Below are 19,010 nucleotides of genomic sequence, written 5' to 3' on the forward strand. Positions count from 1 at the left end.
ATGGTCTTATGGTTCAGGAGGAGGAATGAGGCTGCGCGGCTGGCCGAGGTAAATGGCCGTCTGCACAGACAGCTTGAAGCCCAAGAGCTCAGCTATCAGGACACCTTACATTCCTTCATGGACATCAAGCGAATCATTCATGATATCAACAAGCAACTGGTATACATACGCGCCTGTATTGAAGCAGGTCATGCAGCAGAAGGCGCAGATCATATTAACGGGATTTTGCAAGAGATCGAGGCCTCCTGCAACACTATAACTACCGGCAACCTGGCGGTGGATGCCTTGGTCAGCCATGCGATTAACATCGCTTCTGACCTGAATATTGCCATGCAGCATAAGGTACAGCTCTCAGGTGCACCTGTTGACATTGAACGCTACGATCTGTGTATAGTACTTGGCAACCTTCTGGATAACGCCATAGATGCTGCGAGACAGGTCCGGCCGGCACAGAACAGATCCATTCAGCTTCATATCCATTCGAACAACAATGCCCTCGTTATCTATATTGGCAACTCCATTGCCGCTCCCGCCAGCACAGCAGCGCCATGCCGCCGGGCCCATCCAGAACTTCACGGAATCGGCTTAAGTAATATTCAGAAGGTTACGGGCAAATACGGCGGGCATCTTAGGACCACAGTCAAGCCCGGGAAGTACGAGACGGTTGTTGTTCTGCCTTATGCGAAGACCGGAAGCTAAACACAGGTTGCCGTGCCGACTCGTATGGATCAAGAAGGCCCGCACCGTCAGCCTAACCGTTCCTTAGAGCGTTGCCCTCGCGGGAGCTTCTGCCTATCATCAGTTGTACCGCGATCATAAGTACAGTGATCACAGCCATGCCGATCAGCGCGGGCTGGAATGAACCCGTGGCATCGTAGATACGGCCAACCGCGAGCGGTCCCAAAGCTCCGAGAAAATACCCGCCCCCCTGATTAAGCGACGACCAGGAGCTGGCCTCTTCCGCCCGCTCCGTCATTAAGAGCGGCAGCATTAGAGCCAGCGGGAATAATCCGCCAGCGCCAATGCCGAGCAGCACTGCGCTCAGCAGCGGTGAGGCTGAGCCCAGAAGGAGCAGCAGTCCGCTTAGCTCAAATAGACTGCACAGCACAAGCCATAACGTGCGCCGCTGGAATCTGGCCACAAGGATGGGCACGAGGATGCTTACCGGAATCTGTATCAAGGTGAAAAGTGTGAGCAGATTGCCCGCTTCATGCTTGCTATACCCCATGGATGCTGCCACCGGCGCCAGCCAGGCCGTCAGCGAATAGAAGATGCTCGCCATAAGACCGAAGAATATGGTCAGCAGCCAGGCTCTGCCGTTAGCCAAGGGCAGCCGGGCATGTACAGTCTGCTCCTTCAGCGGCTTGGACCGCGCGGCAATCCTCCACCAGACAGGGAGAGCGGCGAGCGCCAAGACTGCCCATACCGCCAGGGACAGCTGCCAGGAATTGTCCAGCCAGGTATAGACCGGAACAGCCAGACCGGCTGCGAGTGAAGCGCCCACCACCATTGAGGCGGAATACACACTGACCATAGCCGAGCGGCCGGGAAAATGACGCTTAATGAAGCCGGACAGCAGCGGTCCGGCAATTCCGATCCCTACGCCTGCTGCCAGCGCCGTCAGAATGAGACCGGCGGATGAAGACAGGAACCCGCGTGCGGCTGTCGCCGCCCCGATCAGCACCATAGCCCCGAAGATCGTGCGCTCCAGACCGAAGCGCCGGCTGATGCTCACGGCAAGGGGTGCAAATATCCCCATACACAGGACAGGCAGTGTTGTCATCAGACTGGCCTGCAGGCTGTTCATCCCCAGATCACTCTGAATGTTACCCAGCAGCGGTGAGACCGAAGTGATTACCGGACGCATATTTAATGAGGCTGCCAGCAAGGCAACGAATAATAGTAAGAAAGGCATTTCCATCACTCCATATCAGTATTTTGTATTTAGCCTGAGTATACGGCGATGTCATATATTGATCAATACTATTGTTTATATTATTATAATAGTAATTGACTATGATCTTATCCTGAAAGAAGTGAATTTCATGGAAACCCGCCACCTGCACTATTTCATGGCCGTCTGCGAAGAACTGCATTTCACACGCGCCGCTGAGGGACTGGGTATCAGCCAACCGACACTAAGCCAGCAGATTAAAGTACTGGAAGGTGAAATAGGCATGCCCCTGTTCGACCGGATCGGCAAAAAGATTGCCCTAACCGAAGCTGGTGTCCTCCTTAAGGACTACGCAGCCCGGATGATTCAGAATGAGCAGAATGCCAAGGCAGCGATTAATGAGCTGCGCTCCGACAACCGCGGCATGATCCGGCTTGGGGTGCTGCCCTCTGACCTGGACTACCGTCTAACGCCGATGCTGGTTAAATTCCATTCCGATTTTCCGAATATCCGGCTCCAGGTCTTCGCTTCAACGCTTATTCAGCAGGAGGTGCTGGAGAACAAGCTGGACATCGGCATCTGCCTTCCGGGTCCGCGTGATTCCATGCTGACTCAAGTGGACCTGGGCTGGGAGCCTTATCATCTGATTGTCCGCGAGGATCATCCTTATGCCGCCATGAGCCACATTGAGCTGTCATCACTTCAGCAGATCCAGCTTGTAATGTACCCGCGCACCTACATCGGCAGAGAGCTGGTGGAGAATACCTGCCGGGAGGCAGGCTTCGGACTGGAGCCGATCATGGAGACCGGATCAGCCACCTCGCTGCTTCAGCTGGTCAAGGCCGGGATTGGCGGCACCATACAACCGCGCGGACTGCTTGAGGGCATGGAGAACAGCGGACTTTGCTCCATTCCGATCCTGAATACTGCCCCCTGCCGCAACCTCAGACTGATCTACCGGGCCGACCGCTACATCAGCCATGCCACTCATACCTTCATCAGCAGCCTGCGCCGGTTCCTGATCGACAATCTTCGGCTTGAGGAATGAGCAATATCATTTCCTGAAGGGTGCCGATACATCACACTGGGAGGTGCTGAAGATGAATGAGCCGGGACTGGAGAAGGCGATGGATACCTTGCAATATCTGAGTCAGGATTCAGAGGCCAGACGATTGTATGAAGCGAGACAGAAGTATTTGCATGATGAGGCCTCTATGCTGGGAAGTGCTAAATTGGCAGGTATGAAAGAAGGCATAAAGGAAGGTATAAAGGAAGTAGCGAAGAATATGCTTGACTTGAATCTGGACATAATGACCATTATTAAGGCCACTGGATTAACAGAGCAGGAGATCAATGCGTTGAGAAAATAAACTATGGGAGCATCCTATGGCGGACACTCCCTTTCTATTTGCTATTTCATAGAGGTATTCATCTGGTTCAACATTAATCATTCAAAACTTCAATCATCTGCCTTGTCTTCGCCAGCTGCTCCACAGTTAAATCATGCTGGGCAGAAGCATATACGCTAAAGACAATATCAAGCACAAATAATTGGGCGAATCTTGAGCTGGTTGCCGCACTGCGAAGTGTGGCTTCCGGGGCACGTGATGTAAATAAAGAAACATCCGCCAGCTGGGAAAGCTTGTTATTTCCAGGTCGGGTAAGGCTGATTGTTCTGATCCCATGCTCCTTGGCCCGTCTGATTAATTGAATGACCTCGCCCGTTTCCCCGCTATACGAAATCCCCCAGAAGACAGCATTCTCTGATTTCGTAGCCATAGCTGCCGCCAATAAATGACGGTCAGAAATAGCATATACATTTTTTCCGAGCCGCAGCCATTTCTGTGCCGCATCCTCTGCAATAATGAAAGACGCCCCTATCCCATACACATAAATAACCTCTGCCTGCTGTAACAGGCTCACGGCCTGCTCAATCGAATGCGCGTCCAGTTGACTGGCCGTATTCTGAAAGGTCAATATGGTATTGGACAACATTTTATCAATGATAGAATGCACCGTCTCATTAGATTCAACATCAAAGTAGCCGACATAACTCGTGTTCTCTACTTCAGCGGATAAGCGGATTTTGAGCGCGGGGAAGCCCTCGATGCCCAGCGACCGGCAAAAACGGACAACCGCCGCACTGCTCGCCTCCGCTTTAGCCGCTAACTCATGTATGCTCATATGCATCACTTCTTTAGCATTGGCAAGAATGTACTCCGCTACTTTTTTTTCCGATTCCGGCAGTTCATTTAAGACCAGTTCAATTTGAGAAATCATGCTTCCTGCTGCCAAGTTCTAAACTCCTCTCCTCAGTCTATTCTCCTTATTGTAACAAAATAGAGGGGAGTAATCATTAAGTAGCAGCTGTGAAACTAAAGCGTCTTCCGCCTTGTCTGACGTAGTCTAATAGAGGAAGGTCCTCTTCTATCACATGACCAATCACATTAACCGCTTCATGTGCCGGCAGATCTCTTAGTGTGATCTGTAGCTCATGTTCATAGCGGCCATATAAATTATTATCGACGGTAATCGTCCCTCTAGGCCGCTTGTTCGTATGCATAGGCGCAATACTTCGGCTCCTTTCAAAACGTTCCTGATCTGACCGTGCACTCTCAGAGCGAATCACATCACGGGCAGCGTCCAAGCGGTTCCGGTGGACCTTATCCCATAAGGCATAAGGTAATTCTTGGGTTACCCGCAAAGGAATAACCCCTTCCTCATACCGCTGAAATTGAATCTGAGACCCTCCTGAGAGGGTTAAATCGCCAACGAAAATTTTGTCCACGGCACAATCTTGCTCTAATTCCAGGTAGGCCAGAAAAGAAGATTGATTCCGGTGCTTCTCTAAGGTAGGCAGACTTTGAAATAACGGTTTTCTCTTCAGCCCGTCTCCCGGAATAAAGGCCATCGTCGTAATCCCTTCGGCTTGCAGCCACCTGTTCTTCGCTATGAACGATTCTTTATCCAGACCTGTCTCCGGGCGGGGATAATAATTATGCCAGGCTTCAATGTTCTCAAGACAAATATGATGCTCTTTTAAGTCAGCCAAGAACTCTGGGGTTAAGGTGCTGGCATTTAAGGCAATTTTCAGTTGTTGTGAGTAGGCTGCAATTTCATCGGCGCTAAATCCAAAATCCATCCGCAAACCTGTAACACCAGCCTCCAACAGGAAGGGTAACGAAAAGTTCTCCAATGCCTTACCGGAAATATCCGCCATCAGGTCCATTCCTAACCGCCGGGCAGCCTTTGCGATCTCCAGCAGCTTCTCCTTCAATGCTCCGAACTCATCCTCCGGCATATGAAGAGAGGTGAATATTTCGGTACAGCCTGCAGCCTTCATGTGTTCCATATACTTCACGTTGTCTTCTAACGTGCGGTCCGCCGCAAAAATTGAAATTCCGAGCACTGGAATCACCTCAATATCTCAGGGTCGCTTAATCCTGTTCTGCCATAGCCTCTTTGGGTGTACCGAAGAGATAAGTCGCGATAAATCCGCCAGCGTAAGCTGCAATTAAGCCTATTACGTATTTCAGCCATAATCCACCCGCAATCAAGGGAATTAACGCAACTCCGGAAGGACCAATAGCAATGGCTCCAACGTTGCCGAATAATCCAATGACCGCACCACCAATCCCGCCGCCAATACAAGCTGTAACAAACGGACGGCCCAGTGGTAAAGTAACCCCGTAAATCAATGGCTCGCCGATTCCCAGAATACCGACCGGAAGAGCGCCTTTAATCATGTTCGTCAATGATTTATTCTTCTTGCAGCGAATCCATAAGGCGATGGAAGCCCCAACCTGACCTGCCCCGGCCATAGCCAGCATCGGAAGCAGCAGCGTCATCCCTGAATCATTGATCATCTCAATGTGAATCGGCGTCAATACCTGATGCAGCCCTAACATCACAAGCGGCAGGAACGCTGTTCCTAATACAAAGCCTGAGAATGCTCCGCCCACTTCTAACGTCCAGTTAATCGCTCCGATTAGATTACTGGAGATGAATCCGGCGAACGGCATGATGAAAAAGATTGTAATCAGTCCTACGGCCAGCAAGGCAATTGTAGGGGTAACGATAATATCAACCGCATCAGGAATCACTTTACGCAAATATCTCTCCACGATGGACAGAATCCATACGGCGATGAGAACGCCGATCACCCCGCCTTGACCCGGTGTCAGAGGTGTACCCGTAAATATATTAGTAATGGTCAGGTCCGCTGTAACCCCTGTTAACAGTGTTACCCCACCGATTACTCCCCCGAGAGCAGGCGTAGCTCCGAATTCTTTGGCAGCGTTAATACCGACATAAATCACCAGGTAACTGAAAATCGCATTTTTGATGACATTTAAGATCGTCACATATTGCTGCCAGGTTGCTGTGTCTAAATTACCCGCTGTCATATTGTTCGTCAGAATGGAGCCAATACCGGCAATTAATCCGGCTCCTACGAATGCAGGGATAAGCGGGATGAATATATTTCCGATCTTCCGCAAAAAGTTTTTGAACGGCGTATCATTCTTCTTTTTTAGCTGCGCTTTCATTTGTGCGCCTTTGGCCTGTAACTGTTCAGCCGAAGTTGAAGGATCGCCCTCAGGACTGCTTGCTTCCAACACTTTACCGAATTCTTCAGCGACTTTGGTTACGATTCCCGGTCCGAGAATGACTTGATAGGTTTCATCATCCACTACTCCCAGAACCCCGTCGATTTGCTTCAAGTCCGCTTCAGCGATCCGGCTGCGGTCCACAACGGTTACACGAAGACGAGTCATGCAATGGGTGTACTCGGATACATTTGCACGGCCGCCGATGGCCCCTAATATGTTGACCGCTAAATCATGATATTTACTCATGTTGTAGCCCCCTTCTTCTTATCGTATTATTGAATCGCCTGACGGACGAAGCCTTGTGATGCTTCCAGCCGCTGCACAGCTTCTTCCTTAGTTAGCCCCGCAAGGATCATCACAATGGCAATCTTCGGCTTCTGATCTGCCTGCTTCAGAACACGCTCTGCCGTTTCAGCGTCACACTCAGTCGCATCCATCACAATCCGTTTGGCACGTTCTACAAGCTTTTCATTGGTCAGCTGTACATCCACCATTAAATTTCCATATACTTTGCCCGTACGAATCATCGAAGCGGTGGAAAGCATGTTGCAGATTAATTTCTGCGAACTCCCCGCCTTCAAACGTGTTGACCCGGTTAACACTTCCGGTCCGTTTACGACTTCAATCGCAATCCCGGCAATTCTGCCAATCGCTGAATCTTTGTTACAGCTCACAGCTACAGTGGGTGTTCCAATAGAATTCGCATATTCTAATCCGCCGATCACATAGGGTGTGCGTCCGCTGGCGGCAATGCCGACGACAACATCTTTGGCTGTCAGCTTAATATCCTGTAGATCCTGCACCCCTAATTGTTCATTGTCCTCCGCACCTTCGACGGCTTTGATAAACGCTCTCTCTCCCCCGGCAATTAGCCCGATGACCTCCTCAGGTGCTGTTCCAAAGGTTGGCGGACATTCAACAGCATCCAGCAGGCCGATACGTCCGCTTGTTCCAGCCCCCATATAAATTAAGCGTCCACCTTGTCTGATCGCCATTGTAATCACTTCCACAGCTTCGGCAATCTGCGGAATGACTTGTTTCACAGCTTGTGCGACCTTGTGATCTTCTTCATTCATCACTTCCAGAAGCTCAAGCGGTGTTAACTCATCCAGGTTCATGGTCTTCTTATTGCGGGTCTCCGTTGTCAAATGCTCTAACATGATTTCCATCATCCTTTTCCGTTTATGAAATCGCTCTCTAAATGCAGAATACCATTACTGAAATATTATTTCAACATAATTATTATTTTATTAAAATTAAATATCAATGAGAAATTGAACACATACAAAAACAAACCCCTGCGATGCACACAGGAGCTTGTTCATGTATCCTTCTTCTCCTTCTTCCTACCGGTGAACTCAAACCGCAGTTCTGATTCCCCCTCACTACTCCCTGCGAATGTAAGGCCATCGGATTTAAATCTCTTCATATCCAACGGATTTCAATGCGGTTCTTGAATAGAAGAATCGTTAGCTTTTGAAAAATAAGTTTTAGAGTGATCCATTAATAAAAGCAGCGGCAGTCTAAGACTTGATAAATAAAGTCTTGGACTACCGCTGTGTTCGTTCAACTAACGTTTCCCGTTCGTTCAATAAACAGTTCATCAAAAATTATCACTTCACTCGTTCGGAAATATTTTTACTTATTTCTTCAGGATTTTCAACACCAATGATCAACTTTGATATTTTGAACTTACCAACTTTAAAGCTATTCAAATCTAAATGAAGAGTTTCAAGCTCATTTTCAAAAAAGTGCAGTTGATAACCACCGTTTGATCTAAATAACCCATTTCTCATTTCTCCTAATAAAGCACCATATAGTTTAAAAGCATTTGGTATCGGTCTACCTGTTGTTATTCCTGTGATTGAAGAGTATGGAATTTGCAACCCTTTATCTAATTTTAAAAAGGGTGAGTTTCCAAAGTCGATATTTACGTAGGTTTCCATTAGTTGAATTTTACGTTCCATATTTTGATTCCCCCAATCAAATAGTCCATTTATTTTATAACCCATAATTACATTTAATACCACAACACCTCATAAAGGTCTTAACTGCTCTTTAGTTGAATGGCGACGGATTCTAAAGCTGATCCGTCGCGTATATTTGAGTGGTCGATGCCTTCTCATGACCGAGCAATCCTTGAATGAAGTCTAAGGGAGCACCATTATCAAGGAGTTGGCATGCATATGTATGTCGAAAGCGATATCCCTTGCCATTTACGATTGCTGAGCAGTTCTCCCAGTTTAGATCTTCGATGTTGATCTTTTCTAACTTGGGTTCTCTCAATTTCAAAGAAGGATTTGAAATCAGATACGTCTCTTCATAAGCATAGCGGAAAAGAGAACGAACAAAACGAATTCGATGACCACGGCCGTTTGGCTTCAAACGAACTGCTTGCTTTGCCAAGTACTCCTTCAGTGTACTTAACGTTACCTCTGTGACATCGAGATTGCCTAGCGCCAGTACTGCATCTTGTGCTGAAAAGCGTATGCTTTTAATGTTTTTGGACTGAACCCTTGAATCTATTTGTCAGCCTCATACAAATTCCACAACTCATTTAAGTTCATAAGAAAACCTCCCTTTAGAAACTATTAAATCTAGTTTACTTCTAGAGAGAGGTTTTAATCTGCCTGCTCTATTAAACTAACGTTTCCCGTTAGCTCAAGCTACTATAATACTTCTTTGGATTAAACTTCACTCTAATTATAACTATATAAAGAGGCTCTATGCCATGGAGCAGTAAATACTTAATAAGTGTCGTAATTATCAAAAACACGAAGCAACTTATGGTTTAATTTCCCAAATTCAGCCATGAGATCTGAGGTGTTTTTAGAATATTGACTTTGTATATAGAACCTACTGCAGGTATAAAAAAGAGACCACACTATTTCTTTAGAAACCATTTCTTCTTTATGAATCGATTCCTTGTAGGCATCCAATGTTGTATGAAGATGTAGAATCAAGTCATAATCAATTAAAGCATTCCCATCCCCACCCCCGTTTCCCCTTAACTTCACAGAAAGGTCTATACATATTTTCTTTAGTTCCTTCTCCAAGTTAGATTTCACATAATACCTCCATTCTCAATTTTTTATATCCTCTTCCATTGACAGCAACTAACCTACCATTTAGTTAAAAAAGAACAGCTGATCACGTTTACTGACCGGCTGCCCTATCATGTCTGAGCTAAAGTTTTCCGGTAGCTCAACAATCCATCCATGTATTCCTCAACAGCCGAATGAATATTTCAGGCTTACTTGGGTCAAATACCTCTATCCCGTCGTCTTCTATAATCTGACTTTTAATCAAATCGTCAATGAGCCGATTGGTTACATCACGGTAGTCGTCCACTACATGTTCCTCTTCAATAAAATTAATTTGATCGCCTATATTACTCAAAAGATACCAGGTCGTCATGGCTGCTGTTACGGGGTTTCCGGTTAACTCCCTGGCTTTGCTCACTGGGAGGTGTGCAAAGCTTATTATTTCTCCTTTGCTTTTATTCACTAAAACGTATCCTTGTCCCATTCAGTATTTCTCCTCATTCTCTTAGTTCGCTAAACTAATGTTTCCCGTTAATGCAAAGATTTTTAAAATACAAGCCTTAGTATAACTAAACGCGCCTTTGAAGCTTGACATTACATTCTGACGTTGACGCAGTGAAGTACTCCATATAATTCACTGAGCCGTTAAAGTTCAAATAAGCTTCATAGCGCAAGCGGATTGCGGGTAAAGTAATCAAATCCAGAACATTTTCCTTTGGAACCCACCTACACTCGCTCGTTTCATCAGAAGTAGCTAACTCTCCACCCACAGCTTTGCAGACGAAATCAAACATGACCTTCGTAGGAACATCAGTCACACCGTCATGCCACTTATGGATCGCTGTATTCGAAACAATACTTACTAAATGGCTAACAGTGGCGTCTATTCCACTTTCCTCTTTGATTTCACGAATCACACCATTAATCAGGTTTTCTCCAACTTCAGTTATCCCACCAGGATACACCCAACCATCGTCATGGGCTTTTACTAATAGGACATTTCCATTTCCATCTTCTACAATTCCGCCTGCCGATACAATATGTGTCGGAAACTCCATTTCACGGCCTCCAAATACGGTAAAGTTGTATCTTTATTCTACTTTTTTCCTGTACTTTCCTTCTTGTGTGAATTTATTTACTTAAAGGTACTTACAAAGCGATTAAACTAACCTGCCCGTTAGCTTAATGAAGTATTGACAGTCTAATACTTTATTTTCTCAGTCTACAAATTTATTATCTTTTTACATTTTCATCCTATTCCTTCGATAACATAGTTATATTCTGGCGTTCCTACCAGCATCAGACAAAATTGGGATGGCTGATGAACGCTTCACGTTTATTGGCATTCCAGTCCATTGTGCCGCCAATGGCATCATTAACGAACCGCAAAGGTATGTATAGCTGCATATTCACTTGCTGGAAGGCAGCGGAATAGGTGATCTGCTTCCCGTTCACGGTGGCAATCCGGCTTCCGATCTTCATGCTGCCTGTCGTGAGCAGGTTGTTAATGGTGATCATCCTCGTATGTTCATCATAACTAATTGTAGCCCCGCTGACATATAGCTTGTCCAGTGAGAGCATCACGGTACCATTCATCAGTGTGGCTCCCCCTGCGGTGGTAGTGATCGGCGAGTTATTCAGATAGATATGAATCGCGGGTAATTGGGCGGATTGGGTGGAACCGGAAGCTGCGGCAGCCGGGGCCGGGGAATGAGCAACACCCGTGACCAGAACGCTAAGACCAATAATCTGCATGATTTTTTTAAAAGTGATCATAAAGTGCCCCCTCCTCTCTCAGAAAATACCATATTCCACATCATAGCATAAAGCGGATGGAACAGCAGAATATTACATGGTAGACTGAGAAAAAAATGCCCGCATTCATCAGTTGGATGAAAAGCGGACCTGGGAGAGAGATTCAAATGGCAAAATGGGATAATATGCTGACTATGCTATGGATGCTGCGGTCCGGCAAAAAACTCACTGCCGCACAGATTGCGGACAGTCTGGAGATCAGCGTCCGTACCGTGTACCGGTATATCGACGCGCTTGGCGCCAGCGGCGTCCCGGTGGTTGCGGAATCCGGGCATGACGGCGGAGTCCATATTCTGGAGAGCTTCAGTGAGACGCCCCTGTTCTTCAACACGCTAGAGCTGAAGGCACTGGTAGATGCTTATAAATTCGCGGTAGGCGCAGGTTATCCTTATGCGAAGGAGCTGGAGAGCGCCCTCAAGAAGGTGGAGAATGGATTGCAGGAAGAACAGCGCCATGACTTGTCGCTGCTAACCAGCGGCCTCGATGTCATTGCCCCGTCCCGTCCGCCGTCTGTCGTCCCTTTGCTGCGGGAGCTGGAGCTGGCTGTGAAGGACGGGCGGACCGTACACCTCACCTACCATAAGGTGAATTCTGCGCAGGCCGATGAACGTGATGCCGATCCGTATGGACTGGCTTATGACCGCAGCGAATGGTATGTCGTCGCGTTCTGCCACCAGTCGAGGGCAATGCGGACCTTCCGTGTTGACCGCATTGCCGCGCTTAAGCTGACGGATGCCTGCTTCGAGCGGCCGGAGCAGTTCTCGGTGTCTGACTATTTCCGCAGCCAAGCGGAAGAGGAGCGGCAAGAAGACGGCCCCCTTGCGGTTATCCGCATCGAAGGGGAGCCTGATACGCTGAACAAGCTGTGCAGCAATTGGCATCTGCGTCACTACTTGACGGAACGGAACGACCGGGAGGCGCGGTTCCTACTCGATGTTCCGTCCATGAACAAGTACCTGCCGAAGTATCTGTTAAGCTTCGGCACTTCCATCCGTATTCTGGAGCCGGTGGAACTGAAGCTTCTGGTTCAAGACAGAGCCCGTGAGATCAGCAGACATTACATGGACGATGCCGATTGAACTTCACTGACAAGCGGTTGCTTAGACCTTAAGCAATATAATAATCTCGGTAAGCAGCACCAGCCCGGCAGCCGATACCCCCAGCGAATTAATAATCGTCAGCGCATCCGGGTAGCTCTCTTTCCGGAACTGGGAGCACAGGGAGACCGTCCATAATACGCTGAAAAACAGTCCGGCAGACCCGCATCCATGCTCGTTCAGCACCTGTCTTCTTCGCCGAAAGAATCTGCCGAGTCCGGCAAAGGTGAATGCCATATAAATAATAAGCTCAGCCGATGATATGGCGATGACCTCGCCTGCCGAAAAAAGATGCATCAATGCGTACTGAATGCTAAAACCCATAATCACAAGCATGTTAAAGGAAACCTTGTTCACTCTCAAGACTTCTTCCCCCTTCTGCGTAAACATGTAACACAGGCATGGATAACGCTTACATTATAATTGTAATCGTTTTCCTTTTCTGTGATTAATGACGCTTCGGGCCTATAGGAAGATATGCTTTGCGGGTCTTTGCGCCCGGGTTCTGCACACCAAGAAACCGGGCTGCTTCGGCCACAGCCCGGTTTCTTCTACAAGATGTAAGTGGTCTTGACTACATAGCTTCCAGATAATCCATCACAGCCTGAGTCTTCTTATCGCCATTCTGCTCCACAAGCAGTAGGAAATCATCCAGCTGAGTCAGCAGCCTGCTGGCTTCAATCTGCTCAGGACCTGCCTCAGAAAGGGTATTCTCATACGCAATTGCCGCTTTTAGAAGGATGACCTGGGTCTTCTTGTCGAACAGCGGTGTGTTGGGGGCTCCGTTAAACACAATCTGCTTGGAAGCTTCAAAGGCTTCCTTCATGGCGGCAGTACGGTTAGAGGTCTTATACGTCTGCACAAAAGCTTCATACTGCACCGCCCGTTCCACGACCTGGTACCAGTCCACCTGTAAAGTTCTGTTGATCACAGTGGGTTGCTCCGACTCTGCCGCCATCAGGTCAATATATACCTGGAGATCTTTGCTGAGGTACGGTTTGAATACCTTAAAGCTCTTGTATTGAATGACCGGAACAAACCCGCCGCCGCCCCTCTCCAGCTTATAGTTCATGGCCATCAAGTCTTGCAGTACAATCCGTGACTCGGACCGCTTCACCTTGGAGCGTGCCAACGCCATGGACATGCCGGGGGTGTATATATTTTTGATATCCAATTGAATGACAGGCTCACTCATGCGTTTCGTAGCTGTAGGCAGATACGCCTTCAAGGCATTCTCCAGGTGCAGAACCGCCAGGTTAGCCTCAGACGGCGTCATCTGGCCGATCCGGTTAACCAGCGTAGCTTGGGCCAGGCCAAGGGACGAAGGCTTTTGCAACCTCTGTTCGAATAAAGCGAAAGCTGTTGTAGGCTTCACCGCCGCTGCCTCGATCTTCTGCGGGATAGCGCTAAGAACGGTAATTCCGGTGCTAGTCAATAACAGTGCGGAGGCAAGCGCGGCTGCCAGGTTTTTGGTTAATCTCTTCGGCTTCATAGGCACACCCCTTCAATGGTCATAGCATTCTATGTATTTTACCATACATTAACAGCCTACTTAATGCAAAAAGCCCTGCATCTCTGCAAGGCGCTTAATATAATGTAGAACACAGAATAAGTAAAATTGATCAGTAATCCACACCGTGACCAAATGGAGTGACCACCATACTACCGTTAATTAGAGTTGACCCTTTTAGCGGCTGATTATCTGCAAAAATCGTTGTTGTAACGCTAATCATTATTACCGCTGTGAATAGAAATGAGAGAAATGTCTTTTTCATCCATTAACACTCCTTCTAGAATATTTTTTAACTGCGTCTGGTACCGAATCACCTGTTCACTGCTAGCAAATTCTCTTAATGACTCAAAAAGAGCTACTAGTTTTTTGAACGCTGTGTTATCACAAAGTATAACACTTGATGCTAAAGCTTCCAGGTTCTTCTCAACAGCATCATAATATTCTTCTTGTTTTAATTTGTATAGTGAAAATAAGCACAAGTATTCCGTGAAATATCTTGCGGTTGTTGTATTTTCCGGGTTAGTCTCTATAGTATTCAACTCGTCAGCTAAATCTGTTAGAATCCACTCTATTGGTAAATTTTTTTTAATAGCACATTCAAAGATTGTGACCATTCCGGCAATTATTTCTCTCGGATACTGTTTTAAATACTGAACATACTCTTTCAGCACATCCTCTTTGCCTTCCATCAAGTCAATGGTGTATGTATTTCCTAGTGCAAATATACTAAAATCTTTTATAATAAACTTGTCTTTCACATCTACACCCTTGACCCATGAAAGATCTTTATATTTCAGGATGCAATCTCTTGATTCTGAATATCGTTTCAATTTCTGATAAGCTTCGCCCTTGCATAGCTGTGAAAATCCAAGGTAGTAGATTAAAGGCCTGTCGTGAGATGATTTACTGGAGGGTTGGTTCAGCTGATAATAATATAAAACACTAGACTCTTCGTAGAGCCTGTCGGCAATTAAAATCATATTGTGCCAATCTTCGTTGGAAAACGCTAGTTTCAACATATTAGTAAGCGAATCAATGTTATCTATGTTTTCTAATCTCAATTTATCCACCCCAAATCCTCCTTAAATGCCATTTAAATACAGCATATACCATATCTATACACTGGTCAATTACGATACGATTTTTTCATAAATAGGAGAGAACATAATGAATCTATCTGAACCCTTTAACACCAGCCGTCTACACTTCCGCTTACTGAATCAATTAGACACCGATGCCGTCTACAAGCAATTCTCAGACCCGGACATGTGCAAATACTTCAGTGAGCCGCCCTGCGATTATAATGAAGCCATTGAAATCATTGAACATTACGCCCAGACTGAAGGCAAAGGCCATCACCGCTATGGGATGTTTGACCGGGAGACCGGTTCCTTCATTGGCACCTGCGGATATCATTATTGGGATGCTGAGCGGAAGCAGGTAGAGATCGGTTATGACATCTGGAAGGACTATTGGGGGCAAGGTTATATGTCGGAGGCCCTGCCCGTACTTCTCGACACGTGCTTCACACAGCTTGATGTGGACTCTATCTATATCCTGACTCATCCGCATAACGCTGCTTCGATGGCAACTGTCCGAAAGTTTGGGTTTGAGGTGTGTGCGCCTTGCAGGGAAGTGGAGGAAGAGCCTCAGGTGTGTATGAAGCTAATGCGGGAGAACGCTGCTGCTGCCAAATAACAAATCAAGAGCAACAAGGGCTCCCTCCCCCATTGAGCTTTTCCAGATAATCTGTCATTTGATAGGACATATATAGCCTCAGGACCTGATCGATCTGGCGCAAATCAAGCTGAATCAGTTCGTCGATCTGGCGTAAACGGTACCGCAGGGTGTTGCGGTGGACGAATAGTTCGTCGGCGGTTTTTTGCAGCTGCTGGTTGTTCTTCAAATAGCAATAGAGGGTATGATACAAGTCGGCATGATGCTTCTCATCGAATACACGCAGGACCGTAAGCGCCGGATGGGTGACATCCCGGGAATCATGCTGCGCATGCGGGGACAACAGATCATACAGCTGCACATCAGCATACAAGATGCGCGGTTCCGCAGGCCAGACGATCCGCCCGATCTCCAGCGCCTTGAGCGCCTGCAGATAATATTTGCGGCAGTCTGTAAGGTCGGTGAATTCCCGGCTGATTCCCAGACGGATCTGATGGCTGACGAGAAATTCCCGCAAGCTTGGATCATACTCTCTTGACCTGGACGATGCAGTATCACCCTCACTGACCCCCACCATATACTCATGGTAAAAGATCAGCCGCTCCTCCCCGAAATGCAAGTGCAGCTGATCCCTTAAATAACCAGTCTGTTTGCCGGAAGCAGAGGCATCGTACCCCGCAAGCTCCAGCACCAGAATAGACAATCTGCCCTTAGGCAGATGCACTCCGCTCCGCAGGCTCTCCTGAATTAGTTGTGAACCGTTCTCCCCATTCTCCAGCAATTCATAGATTAGCTCTTCATATTCCGCCTGGCTTGAATTCCTGTAAAAGCTGTTCTTAGCCAGCTCCGCCGCCACCAGCCCGGCCGTAAAACCCGCCAGCTCATGATCCCTCCGCTCAATCGGGCGTGTGTCGCCCAGCACAATCACATTCCCGACAGGCTTGCTGCCGATCCTAATCTTGGCGACCAGCTTGGTCACCTGGCTTCCGCTGCATTCCACTTCATAAGCCTCCAGCGACTCTATGCCGGTCTGCACACTCTTCAGTTGGTGGACGGCAGCTATGAAATCATAGGAACAGTAGCCTTTGTGCAGATTATCGCTCCAGATGGGATCGGTAACCCCGCTACAATCCGAAGAAGCCAGAACCTTGAAGCTTACATCGATGATAATTACCGGATTGCCCATCAGCTCCGCCGCAGCACAGACGATTGCATCCAGTCCTTTGCCGGCGACACAGGCCTCAAGCATTCTGCCCTTGGCCTGCTCCCGTTCAAGCTCTTCCAGGAACAGCCCCCGGGTCCGATTATAGAGCTCGAATACATCTTCCTCTGCCCCAAATTCCATACGGTTCTGTCTGCTATACATCTGCGGATGCTGGCCTGAAGCTGGCTCCACAGTATCATTAATCAGCATCAGGCTGGCCTGCTCCAACCCTTCTGCGTGATCCGGTAATCCGGACCGGTAGCCTACATAGATAAATTCAGGGGCAAAATGCGTCAGGCTCTTCGTAATCAGCATCGTATCTGAATATGCTGTCGTTATTGCTTTGTTCCACTGGATATGTAGGGCTTGCTTACTAAATTGTCTGCTAATCTGTTCAAAGGTTACATTCATCGCTCTCCCCCCATGATTATTATAGTGCGCCGCGCACAAGATTCCCATTTATTTTTATATTTTCCATATATATAATCACTGGAATAGTCATGTTACATTATTCGTGACCCTATAACACAGGAGGAGATTCAGATGAGCAGCTTCGTAAAAGATGTGAATGAGATTACCAAAAGAATCAATACACCTACGACCTTCTATAATGCAGAGACACTAACCGTCTATTGGGAGACTTCGCCCGAAGTGATCCGCAGCATTCTGCCCGCCCCGCTTACGCCGGGTCCAAGACCGCTTGTGCACGCTTTTGTTGCTAACTATCCCCGAACCAGCTTCTGCGAGCCTTACCGTGAAGCCGCGGTCTTCGTCCTGGCAGCCTACAACGGGCAACCGGGCACCTACTGCCTGTCCATGCCGATCAGTGATGATATCGCTATGGGCCTGGGGCGTGAGATTTATGGCTTCCCGAAGAAGATGGCAGACATCAGTCTCCAGAAGGAGGATCACCATATAGCAGGCAGCGTATCCCGGCGGGGTACAGAATTCTTCCATGTAGAGGCTGCGCTGAGCGGGAAAATGAATGCCGCAGACGGTGAGAGTATCATCTCCGCACATTACGGTAACGGCCTGCCTGTCTTCAACATGAAGTATTCCAAGTCACCGGATGGCCGCGGATTCGATCTTGGACCGCTGCTGATCCGGCAGACAGCCTCGATGGATATCAGTGTGCGCACGGCGGCAGAAGTAGAGATTCACCTGCATGACTCTCCGCATGACCCTTGGGCCGAGCTGGAAGTCGTCCGTATGCTGGGCGGCATCTACACGGTCAGCAATACCGTCCTTGAACGCGGTGAGGTCCTGACGGCTGTAGATCCTGAACAGTTCCTTCCCTACTCCAACTTGCGCTGGGATTGGTGGAATTAATGGAGGTGCGCCGGTGAGAAATCCATTTGATTTGAGCGGAAAAGTGACGGTGGTGACGGGCGCAGCCGGGGGAATAGGGGGGGAATTGGCTCAAGCTCTGGCCGGGCAAGGGGCGGATGTTGCCCTGTTGGATGTAAGAGTGGACGAGCTGGAACCGGCGCGGCAACAGATTGAAGCCCAGGGCTGCCGGGCGCTTCCGCTCCAATGTGACGTAACCCGAGGCACGGAGATTGAAGCGGCGGTAGCAAGCATTCTGGAGCATTTCGGACGGATAGATATCCTGGTGAATAATGCCGGAGTTGCATCCACAGGCTCTGTCGAGGAACTGGCGGAAGCGGAATGGGACCGGGTGATGGATACCAATGTGAAGAGTATTTATCTCATGTCCAAAGCTGTGATCCCGGCCATGAAGGAGCGCAAGGCGGGCCGCATTATCAACCTTGCTTCCATCTGCGGTGTGAAGGGCAGCAAGCTAGCCGCCCTGCATGCCTATAATGCTTCCAAAGGCGCAGTCGTGAATCTGACCCGCGGCATGGGCGGGACCCTCGCTCCTTACGGAATCACGGTGAATGCGATCGGACCCAGCCTGTTCCCCAGTCGGATGACCCGCGCGCTCTACCAGGACCAATTTCTGGAGCAGTATAATACGCTATGCCCCATGGGCCGGCCCGGCAACCCCGATGAATTGAACGGCGCTGTCCTCTACTTCGCCTCGGATGCTTCCAGCTACACGACAGGCCAGACGCTATATGTGGACGGGGGCTGGACAGCCGTCTGAGCCAACCGTACCCCTGGTACGCTATCCCCTGCGTATCCGCCGCATTATC

General features: G+C 48.2%; 22 protein-coding genes. 7 read left to right on the forward strand and 15 right to left on the reverse strand.

Annotated elements, in window-relative coordinates:
• On the forward strand, nucleotides 1–699 hold the full coding sequence (locus tag NYE26_RS18030; RefSeq protein WP_339249155.1) for an ATP-binding protein: 699 nt from the start codon (nucleotides 1–3) through the stop codon (nucleotides 697–699).
• Nucleotides 700–751: 52 nt separating this feature from the next.
• Here NYE26_RS18030 and NYE26_RS18035 read toward each other — a convergent pair whose 3' ends face one another.
• Nucleotides 752–1,915, reverse strand: coding sequence for an MFS transporter (locus NYE26_RS18035; protein WP_339249156.1), 1,164 nt, complete (start codon nucleotides 1,913–1,915; stop codon nucleotides 752–754).
• Between the two features lie 130 nt (nucleotides 1,916–2,045).
• Here NYE26_RS18035 and NYE26_RS18040 point away from each other — a divergent pair, with 130 nt between their 5' ends.
• Nucleotides 2,046–2,942: a LysR family transcriptional regulator gene (locus NYE26_RS18040; RefSeq protein ID WP_339249157.1), complete on the forward strand. Its 897-nt coding sequence runs from the start codon at nucleotides 2,046–2,048 to the stop codon at nucleotides 2,940–2,942.
• Nucleotides 2,932–3,264, forward strand: coding sequence for an Rpn family recombination-promoting nuclease/putative transposase (locus tag NYE26_RS18045; RefSeq protein WP_339249158.1), 333 nt, complete (start codon nucleotides 2,932–2,934; stop codon nucleotides 3,262–3,264). The genes NYE26_RS18040 and NYE26_RS18045 overlap by 11 nt, the downstream gene beginning before the upstream one ends.
• A gap of 73 nt (nucleotides 3,265–3,337) precedes the next feature.
• Here the strand turns inward: NYE26_RS18045 and NYE26_RS18050 are convergent, their stop codons facing one another.
• From NYE26_RS18050 to NYE26_RS18095, 10 genes are all read right to left on the reverse strand, one after another.
• Nucleotides 3,338–4,189, reverse strand: a complete 852-nt coding sequence (locus NYE26_RS18050) for a MurR/RpiR family transcriptional regulator (protein WP_339249159.1) — start codon at nucleotides 4,187–4,189, stop codon at nucleotides 3,338–3,340.
• Nucleotides 4,190–4,250: 61 nt separating this feature from the next.
• Nucleotides 4,251–5,303, reverse strand: a complete 1,053-nt coding sequence (locus NYE26_RS18055; RefSeq protein WP_339249160.1) for a MupG family TIM beta-alpha barrel fold protein — start codon at nucleotides 5,301–5,303, stop codon at nucleotides 4,251–4,253.
• Nucleotides 5,304–5,331: 28 nt separating this feature from the next.
• Nucleotides 5,332–6,750, reverse strand: coding sequence for a PTS transporter subunit EIIC (locus NYE26_RS18060; RefSeq protein ID WP_339249161.1), 1,419 nt, complete (start codon nucleotides 6,748–6,750; stop codon nucleotides 5,332–5,334).
• A 26-nt stretch (nucleotides 6,751–6,776) separates the two neighbouring features.
• Nucleotides 6,777–7,664: an N-acetylmuramic acid 6-phosphate etherase gene (gene murQ, locus NYE26_RS18065; RefSeq protein ID WP_036733394.1), complete on the reverse strand. Its 888-nt coding sequence runs from the start codon at nucleotides 7,662–7,664 to the stop codon at nucleotides 6,777–6,779.
• 453 nt (nucleotides 7,665–8,117) lie between these two features.
• Nucleotides 8,118–8,471 (reverse strand): hypothetical protein, encoded by a 354-nt coding sequence (locus NYE26_RS18070; protein WP_339249162.1) that lies wholly within the window; start codon nucleotides 8,469–8,471, stop codon nucleotides 8,118–8,120.
• A gap of 112 nt (nucleotides 8,472–8,583) precedes the next feature.
• Complete coding sequence (locus NYE26_RS18075) at nucleotides 8,584–8,910, reverse strand: tyrosine-type recombinase/integrase (protein ID WP_339249163.1); 327 nt, start codon at nucleotides 8,908–8,910, stop codon at nucleotides 8,584–8,586.
• Between the two features lie 341 nt (nucleotides 8,911–9,251).
• A complete protein-coding gene (locus NYE26_RS18080; RefSeq protein ID WP_339249164.1) occupies nucleotides 9,252–9,572 on the reverse strand; it encodes a hypothetical protein in 321 nt (106 codons plus the stop codon).
• A 136-nt stretch (nucleotides 9,573–9,708) separates the two neighbouring features.
• Nucleotides 9,709–10,032: a hypothetical protein gene (locus tag NYE26_RS18085; protein ID WP_339249165.1), complete on the reverse strand. Its 324-nt coding sequence runs from the start codon at nucleotides 10,030–10,032 to the stop codon at nucleotides 9,709–9,711.
• An 85-nt stretch (nucleotides 10,033–10,117) separates the two neighbouring features.
• Nucleotides 10,118–10,606 carry an NUDIX domain-containing protein gene (locus tag NYE26_RS18090; protein WP_209869598.1) on the reverse strand — a complete coding sequence of 163 codons (489 nt, stop codon included), beginning with the start codon at nucleotides 10,604–10,606 and terminating at the stop codon, nucleotides 10,118–10,120.
• 241 nt (nucleotides 10,607–10,847) lie between these two features.
• The gene (locus tag NYE26_RS18095; protein WP_339249166.1) at nucleotides 10,848–11,324 is read right to left on the reverse strand and encodes a copper amine oxidase N-terminal domain-containing protein; all 477 of its coding nucleotides are present in this window, start codon (nucleotides 11,322–11,324) and stop codon (nucleotides 10,848–10,850) included.
• 146 nt (nucleotides 11,325–11,470) lie between these two features.
• Between NYE26_RS18095 and NYE26_RS18100 the strand changes: the two genes are divergently transcribed.
• On the forward strand, nucleotides 11,471–12,442 hold the full coding sequence (locus tag NYE26_RS18100; RefSeq protein ID WP_339249167.1) for a YafY family protein: 972 nt from the start codon (nucleotides 11,471–11,473) through the stop codon (nucleotides 12,440–12,442).
• 21 nt (nucleotides 12,443–12,463) lie between these two features.
• On the opposite strand, the gene NYE26_RS18105 is transcribed toward NYE26_RS18100, so the two are convergent.
• The 3 genes from NYE26_RS18105 to NYE26_RS18115 all read right to left on the reverse strand — a co-directional run bounded on the left by NYE26_RS18105 (nucleotide 12,464) and on the right by NYE26_RS18115 (nucleotide 15,043).
• On the reverse strand, nucleotides 12,464–12,796 hold the full coding sequence (locus tag NYE26_RS18105; RefSeq protein ID WP_339249168.1) for a hypothetical protein: 333 nt from the start codon (nucleotides 12,794–12,796) through the stop codon (nucleotides 12,464–12,466).
• 238 nt (nucleotides 12,797–13,034) lie between these two features.
• Nucleotides 13,035–13,952 (reverse strand): hypothetical protein, encoded by a 918-nt coding sequence (locus tag NYE26_RS18110; protein WP_339249169.1) that lies wholly within the window; start codon nucleotides 13,950–13,952, stop codon nucleotides 13,035–13,037.
• Between the two features lie 233 nt (nucleotides 13,953–14,185).
• Nucleotides 14,186–15,043 carry a hypothetical protein gene (locus tag NYE26_RS18115; RefSeq protein WP_339249171.1) on the reverse strand — a complete coding sequence of 286 codons (858 nt, stop codon included), beginning with the start codon at nucleotides 15,041–15,043 and terminating at the stop codon, nucleotides 14,186–14,188.
• Nucleotides 15,044–15,140: 97 nt separating this feature from the next.
• Here NYE26_RS18115 and NYE26_RS18120 point away from each other — a divergent pair, with 97 nt between their 5' ends.
• Nucleotides 15,141–15,671: a GNAT family N-acetyltransferase gene (locus NYE26_RS18120; RefSeq protein ID WP_339249172.1), complete on the forward strand. Its 531-nt coding sequence runs from the start codon at nucleotides 15,141–15,143 to the stop codon at nucleotides 15,669–15,671.
• A 4-nt stretch (nucleotides 15,672–15,675) separates the two neighbouring features.
• Here the strand turns inward: NYE26_RS18120 and NYE26_RS18125 are convergent, their stop codons facing one another.
• Nucleotides 15,676–17,265, reverse strand: coding sequence for a helix-turn-helix domain-containing protein (locus NYE26_RS18125; protein WP_339249174.1), 1,590 nt, complete (start codon nucleotides 17,263–17,265; stop codon nucleotides 15,676–15,678).
• Nucleotides 17,266–17,397: 132 nt separating this feature from the next.
• Between NYE26_RS18125 and NYE26_RS18130 the strand changes: the two genes are divergently transcribed.
• Both NYE26_RS18130 and NYE26_RS18135 read left to right on the forward strand, forming a co-directional pair.
• On the forward strand, nucleotides 17,398–18,183 hold the full coding sequence (locus tag NYE26_RS18130) for an acetoacetate decarboxylase family protein (RefSeq protein WP_083685789.1): 786 nt from the start codon (nucleotides 17,398–17,400) through the stop codon (nucleotides 18,181–18,183).
• 13 nt (nucleotides 18,184–18,196) lie between these two features.
• A complete protein-coding gene (locus NYE26_RS18135) occupies nucleotides 18,197–18,961 on the forward strand; it encodes a glucose 1-dehydrogenase (protein WP_339249175.1) in 765 nt (254 codons plus the stop codon).
• The last annotated feature ends 49 nt before the right edge of the window (nucleotides 18,962–19,010 follow it).

It is taken from the genome of Paenibacillus sp. FSL P2-0136 (genome assembly GCF_037975325.1).
GTDB classification, from domain to species: domain Bacteria; phylum Bacillota; class Bacilli; order Paenibacillales; family Paenibacillaceae; genus Paenibacillus_AQ; species Paenibacillus_AQ silagei.